At 52.0% G+C, this 6,452-nt stretch carries 5 protein-coding genes; 3 read left to right on the forward strand and 2 right to left on the reverse strand.

The genetic code is table 11. The features are described from left to right. Positions 1-326: 326 nt before the first annotated feature. Positions 327-1,169, forward strand: a complete 843-nt coding sequence (locus BUE18_RS23015) for a class I SAM-dependent methyltransferase (RefSeq protein ID WP_073478509.1) — start codon at positions 327-329, stop codon at positions 1,167-1,169. A 30-nt stretch (positions 1,170-1,199) separates the two neighbouring features. On the opposite strand, the gene BUE18_RS23020 is transcribed toward BUE18_RS23015, so the two are convergent. Next, positions 1,200-1,931: a metallophosphoesterase family protein gene (locus BUE18_RS23020; RefSeq protein WP_073478510.1), complete on the reverse strand. Its 732-nt coding sequence runs from the start codon at positions 1,929-1,931 to the stop codon at positions 1,200-1,202. Positions 1,932-2,119: 188 nt separating this feature from the next. On the opposite strand from BUE18_RS23020, the gene BUE18_RS23025 reads away from it, so the two are divergent. After that, positions 2,120-3,868 carry a GspE/PulE family protein gene (locus tag BUE18_RS23025; protein ID WP_073478511.1) on the forward strand — a complete coding sequence of 583 codons (1,749 nt, stop codon included), beginning with the start codon at positions 2,120-2,122 and terminating at the stop codon, positions 3,866-3,868. Positions 3,869-4,017: 149 nt separating this feature from the next. Here BUE18_RS23025 and BUE18_RS23030 read toward each other — a convergent pair whose 3' ends face one another. Then, positions 4,018-5,265 carry an HD domain-containing phosphohydrolase gene (locus BUE18_RS23030; RefSeq protein WP_073478512.1) on the reverse strand — a complete coding sequence of 416 codons (1,248 nt, stop codon included), beginning with the start codon at positions 5,263-5,265 and terminating at the stop codon, positions 4,018-4,020. A 155-nt stretch (positions 5,266-5,420) separates the two neighbouring features. Between BUE18_RS23030 and BUE18_RS23035 the strand changes: the two genes are divergently transcribed. Then, positions 5,421-6,206: an RHS repeat protein gene (locus BUE18_RS23035; RefSeq protein WP_073478513.1), complete on the forward strand. Its 786-nt coding sequence runs from the start codon at positions 5,421-5,423 to the stop codon at positions 6,204-6,206. Positions 6,207-6,452 lie beyond the last annotated feature (246 nt).

A 6,452-nucleotide genomic window follows, 5' to 3' on the forward strand; every position in this document is an offset into this window, starting at 1 on the left:
ACGAGAACCGGGAATTATGAGTAAAACTCCAACAGGAACGGTGGAACATCCGTCGTCCGAGGGAGGACGGCGGCTACCTTGGCCGAGGGACGCCGTCTTCCCGCCTTATTAATCATTTCAATCAGTCCAAATGCCTTCCGATCCCCGTATTAAAACAATAAAAAAAGCCATGAACATTTCTCCTGTAAGGAAAAACCTTCATGGCCTTATTCTCGCGTATTTTGTATGGATTACTGCTTTGCGTACAACTTCTATTGCACAATTGGACTGAACATACACGAGGATAAAAAAAAATGTCAACAGAAATTGAACAAAGGAAAACCCCAATGACGACGAATGTTTCAGATTGGAATCAGGTTTGGATGGAGCAAATGGCGAAACACAAGGCTTCGGACGGGGGGCGCGACTGCGTGGCTTTCTGGTCCAAGGCCTCCACCGCTAAGATCTATGAAAACTCGGCCAAAGCAACCCAAGGCCCTCGAATCGTCCAGATGCTTGAAGACCTGACCGCAGCCAAATGTCTGAGAATTTTAGATATCGGTGCAGGGCCCGGAATTCTGGCCGTTCCTTTGGCGAAACAGGCGGAGCTTGTCACGGCCGTGGAGCCCGCCGCGGGGATGATCCACCGATTAAAGGAAATCATTCAGGCTCAAAACATCTCCAATCTGTCCATTGTGGAAAAGCGTTGGGAGGACGTGGACTTGGAATCCGACCTCCAGGGGCCTTACGATGCGGTGGTTTGCTCCTTCGCCTTGGGCATGGACGACCTAAGGGCCGCTCTCAAGAAGATGGCCGCCGTCTGCAGCAATACGGTTTATCTGTATTGGTTCGCCGAAGACGTCTCCTGGAACAAGCATTACAAGAAACTGTATCCGCTTCTCCACGGCCGGGAGTTTTCCTCCATGCCTGATTCCTGCGTTTTGATGAACGTGATCAAACAAATGGGATACGCCCCTGAGGCGACTCCATTTTCCTACGAGAGCAACAGCGCATTTTCAGGTCTGGAGGAGGCCGTGGATTTTTACCGGGTCCGGTACAATGTAAAAACCGAGGAGCAGGAGGACATTCTACGAAATTACCTGGATAAGATCCTGCGCACGGAGGACGAAAAGCGCATCCTGGACATCCGGGCCGAATGTTTGGCGGTCAGGTTTTCCGTTTTGAATTGAAACCGGAAATGAAGGGAAAAGCCGCCTTGATCAGGAGTATTCTTCCATCAGCCAGGCGCGCATGGGGTTGGAACTGGCCTTGGCGGCTTGGAACATGGCTCTTTTGTCCAGGAAAACCCGGCGGGATTCCACGCCCAAGGTTCCATTTTCAGAGGTGATTATGGCGTATTCCGCGTGATCCATGAGCTGCGGGGTGTTGCGGATCAAAAATTCCCGGAAAGGGAGGCCCACGCTGCCGGGGTTGATTATCAGCCGGCCCCGGTGCTGGCGGACCATCTGGATGTGGGTGTGCCCGCAGGCCAGGATTTCACCGTTCAGGCCCTGGATCATGCGGTCCACTTCCGCGTCCGGAGTCCTGGAAAGGATATTGTCCATGTGGGACAAAGGAGAGCCGTGAAATGCGATCAGGCTTCCCGAGTTCTCCATGAGCACTTCCAGAACCCGGTGGAAATCCCCCATCCAGTCTATATCGTCCTGGGTCAGTTGATCCCGGCACCAATCCACGGCTTCGATGATGTAGTCCACCTCGGTATACTGATGAATCAAATCCCGGTCGAATAAAAAAGCGTCGTGGTTTCCCAGAACGCAAGGGCAGTTAACGTCCCGAAGCCTGGCCACCACGGAACACGGGTCCGGCCCCAGGTTCGCCACGTCTCCCAGACAAACAATCTGGTCGATGCCGCCCGCGGACTTTATATCCTTCAACACTGTTTCCAGGGCGATGTCGTTACCGTGGATGTCAGATATTAGAGCAATACGCAAGCCGTCCCACCTCTCCTAAGCCGAATGCTATGAAATCCTGAGAATATATTTCCCTATTTTATATTTAATTGTCAAGACAGTTTATTATTTGGTATCAACATGTTAAATAGGTCACACTTGAACTGTCCATTACGAACGCTGTGCATCATGCTTTAAAATATTTTTCATGAGCTTAAAAGTAGGCGTGTATGGAAGTGCAAAAACAGACAAAGCAGACCAAGGCTCCCAGGCCCTCCTATTCCACCTCCCGAAAAAGACTGGGGGAAATCCTGCTATCTGAGGGAGTTATAGACCTTAAGGATTTATGGAAGGCGCTGAACGAACAACGCACCACAGGGGAGAGGATAGGAAAAATTCTGGCCCATCGGGGCGTCGATGCGCAGGATATCGCCAAAGCGCTCTCAAATCAATTGGATCTTCCCATGTACGAGGGCCAGGAACCGGTCAAGGACGTGTCCGGCATCCTGTCCTCGGAGTATCTTTCCTCGCGCATTGTATTTCCCTTGTCCCGGGACGGCCGCACAATCCGGGTGCTCATGGCCAATCCCTTGGATACGGACACCATTTCCGAAATGGGATTTCTCTTTTCTTCGTCCATCAAGCCCATCGTGGCGACGCCCCAGCAGATATTGCAACTGATCGAATCCACTTATTTCGTGCCCACCGAGGTCCAAAGCGTCCTGGATAAGTACGATCCCAGCCAGGCCTTTGAATTGCTTGAAAGCCTGGATGAAGAAGATGAAACGCAAACCCAGGACATAGACAAGACCCTGGACGACAAGCCCATTGTGCGGATGGTGAATATCATCCTGTATTGGGCGGTGGACACGGACGCAACGGACATCCACATCGAGGCGGCGGAAAAGGAAACCCTGGTCCGATACCGCATTGACGGCATGCTCCAGACCCGGCACCGCTTCCCCAAAAAGATTCACCAGCCTCTCATCTCCCGTTTAAAGGTTATGGCGGACATGGATATCGCCGTCAGAAGGCGGCCCCAGGATGGCGCTGCTAGAATTCGCATCAAGGGCCGAAAGATCGATCTAAGGCTTTCTTCCCTGCCTTCTCAATACGGGGAAAAAATGGTGTTACGGCTCCTGGGAAACAGCACCAAACTCCTTACCCTCCGGGAACTTGGCATGAGCCCTGCCTTGGACGAACAATTAAGAACCTGCCTGCACAAGCCCCAGGGGCTTATCCTGACAACCGGACCCACTGGGAGCGGAAAAAGCACCACCCTGTATGCTTCGCTCAATGAAGTCATCTCCGAGGAAATCAGCGTGGTAACGGTGGAAGACCCCATTGAATATGAAATCCCGGGCGCCAACCAGGTTCAGGTCAATGCCAAGGCCGGGATCACCTTCGCCAATGGCCTGAGAGCCATATTGCGCCAGGACCCGAACGTGATCATGGTGGGGGAAATACGGGATATGGAAACCGCGGAAATCGCCTTTCGCGCTTCATTGACCGGCCACCTGGTTTTGTCCACCCTGCATGCAAACAGCTCCGTGTCCGCCGTGACCCGTCTTGTGGACATGCAGATCAAGCCATACCTCATCGCCTCCTCGTCCCTGGCCTTCTTGGGGCAAAGGCTGCTGCGCCGCAATTGCCAGGCCTGCATCGAGGAATATGAGCCGCCTGCAGAATCCCTGGAAAGGCTGGGAATCCTTGCCGAAAAGCTGGCCGGAATTAAACACATGCATGGCGCAGGCTGTGAAAAATGCCATTTTTCCGGCTACTCAGGCCGGATTGGAACCTATGAAATGCTTATGATAAGCGGAGAAATCCAGGAGCTTATCAGGCAGGACGCCACGGAGCAAAAAATTCTCAAGGCGGCGAAGTCCGCCGGCATGGTCACCATGGAGGAATACGCCCTGGAGATGGTCGCCATGGGCATTACCACCGTGGAGGAAGCCTTGCGGGTGGTTCCGCCTTAAATTCATTGCCCGGCCAATAAATCCCGGTCAGGCAATCAGGTCATGCCCGTATCAGCTGTCAAAAGCGCTAAGCCATGCGCCGTTTTCGTCCTTTTTTAAAGGCAAAGACGCCTTGGATGCAGGGCAATGCGCCGCGCCCAAACATCGGATCATGAACGTCCTGAATAATACTCTTCAAAGGAGTGCGCGTAGCATTGCTTTACCATGTCTTCGATTTCGTCCCTGTGATTATCGATTTCCACGAACATCTCCGGCGAGAGGCGGTCGGCCAGCATATTGCCGATGAGATCAAAGGCTTCTTCCGAAGGCATTCCTTTACGATAAGGCCTTTCCTCCATCAGGGCGGAAATAATATCGGAAAAAGCCAGGATCTTCACCCCTTCGTCCAGGCTGCTGTCATCCAGGGCGAAAGGATAGCCGCTTCCGTCGGATTTTTCATGGTGTCTTTCCGCCCAAAGCACGATTTCGTGAAACCAGACCGAGCTGCTGAGTTCGCTTAGTATCTGGCTGGTGAAATAGGTGTGCAGCTTAACCAGATTGAATTCCTCGTCGGTGAGGCCGCCTTCCTTTTCAATCAACGCCGGGTCCACCCCTAATTTACCGATGTCGTGCAAATATCCGGCGATCATCATTTTTGTTCGCCGTTCTTCGGAGAATCCGAAGTATCCGGAGATCAAATAGGCCAAATGCGCCACCGTGTAGGAATGGGACGCCGTGAACCGGCTTCTGAAGTCGATGATTCGGGATATGGTCCGGGCGAAGTCCACCAGCTTTTCCACGCTAAGCTCGTAATCAATGGAAAAATCGATTCTGCGGAACAACTGATCCATTGTCAGGTAATTGATTTCTATCCAGAAGATGTCTTTTTTGGCAACCTGTTCAAAGGCCCGGAAAACCCGGGGGTGAAACAGGGTCCCTGATTTTTCGCGGATTTTTTCCACCACTTTTTTCTTTTGGTTTAAAATAAACAAATCCGGGTTGACCAGGATGTCGCACCGGTCCGCAAGATGCACAATATGGCTCTGGAACAGGATTTCACCTTCTTCAACTTGTCGAGATTCTTCATATTTGACGTGATGATGCTTTATAATGCGGGCGATGTTGCCAAAAGCATCAAAGGAAGACAGCATTTTACATCCCATGAGGCAATGGGGGCTGGGGCGGAGCACGTCTTCCTCGATAAGGCACTTTTTTTCCTGCACGGACAAGGCGCCGATATCGTGAAGAGCCGCCGCCAATACCAGGTCGGTCAACTCGTCGTCTTTCAGGTGCAGCTCTTTTCCAATATAATAGGATATTACGGCGGTTCTGCGGTGGTGGGACTTCAGAAGGAAATTAAAACTGTCTATGGCCTTGATCATGGGGACAGCAAGTTCCTTCAACGACATTTTTTCCATGAAAACCTCTTCTGCAACTTCCGGTAAAGCAATCCATCCGGCCTTGCCTTATCTCTTTTTTTTGAAAAAGAAAAGAAAATGCTCGCACCAAAATCTGCAATTTTTATTCCACAAATGGTCAGAAAAATGGAGATGCTGGCAATTTTTCACAACGGATGGAAGCACTGATTTATCAAATTCGGACACTGACCGAAACCCAGTACACCCGGCTCCTCCAGACAAGCGCCACTCTTTCCAAAGACCCCGCCGGAAACGTGGTCGCATCCAACGAGTACACCCTGGATAAATCCGGAAACGTCACCAACAGGATCTCCCATAACGACAGCATCGGATACGCTTACGACGACCTGGGAATGCTGATCTCCCATGTCAGCCAGTCCTCGGGGACGGAAACCTTTACCTATGACGAAGTCGCCAACATCGCGACCGCCCTGGAAAACGGCCAGCCCATAACCTTCACCCGCAACGCTAACAACGAACTTCTCAGCTACGGCGATGCAACGTTCCAATACGACGAAAACGGCGCCGTAATCTCCCGCACCGAAAACAACGAAACCGTCAACTACTTCTACGACGTGGACGGACGGATGATCCGGGTGGAAAACGGGTCCGGCGGCGTCATTGCACAATACTATTACGATCCCTTCGGCCGCAGGCTGTGGAAGGACGTCAGCGGAACCCGTACATGCTATTTCTACTCGGACGAAGGCCTCATCGGAGAGTTCACCTCCACCGGAACCCTGATCAAGTCCTACGGGTACAAGCCCGACTCCATGTGGTCGTCCAATCCCCTGTTTATGGTGCAGGACGGCGTCTACTATTACTATCACAACGACCGGAGTTCTTGGGGACGTCTTGGAGTTCTTGGGGACGTCTTTGATTGGAGTTCTTGGGGACATCCTATAATGTCTCCTGTCAAGGGTGATTTTGACTTTTTGTAATTCCCATAAAATCAAGCAGATATCAACTTGCCACTTTTTCGGCCGCACCAGTCCTGAGGCATTTGCAGGCAATGCCTTGCGTTTGGTATGGCGGGTTTCCCTCCCTGTGGCGCTCCCTTGGCCTCATCGTTATCAGTATCCGGCGTCCCGCACCTTGCTGTGAAGCATGCGGGCGGCGATCATCCCTTATCCAGGCTCCAGGAAGCAGGTGGGAGGCCCTCATTGTCCCTCCAGGGGTCCGCAATG

It is taken from the genome of Desulfatibacillum alkenivorans DSM 16219 (assembly GCF_900142135.1).
Lineage (GTDB): Bacteria > Desulfobacterota > Desulfobacteria > Desulfobacterales > Desulfatibacillaceae > Desulfatibacillum > Desulfatibacillum alkenivorans.

Bases quoted from the DNA above. Each gene is read 5' to 3' on its own strand.
- BUE18_RS23015 (WP_073478509.1), top strand. From the start codon at position 327: ATGACGACGAATGTTTCAGATTGGAATCAGGTTTGGATGGAGCAAATG.
- BUE18_RS23025 (WP_073478511.1), top strand. From the start codon at position 2,120: ATGGAAGTGCAAAAACAGACAAAGCAGACCAAGGCTCCCAGGCCCTCC.
- BUE18_RS23030 (WP_073478512.1), bottom strand. From the start codon at position 5,265: ATGGAAAAAATGTCGTTGAAGGAACTTGCTGTCCCCATGATCAAGGCC.
- BUE18_RS23035 (WP_073478513.1), top strand. From the start codon at position 5,421: ATGGAAGCACTGATTTATCAAATTCGGACACTGACCGAAACCCAGTAC.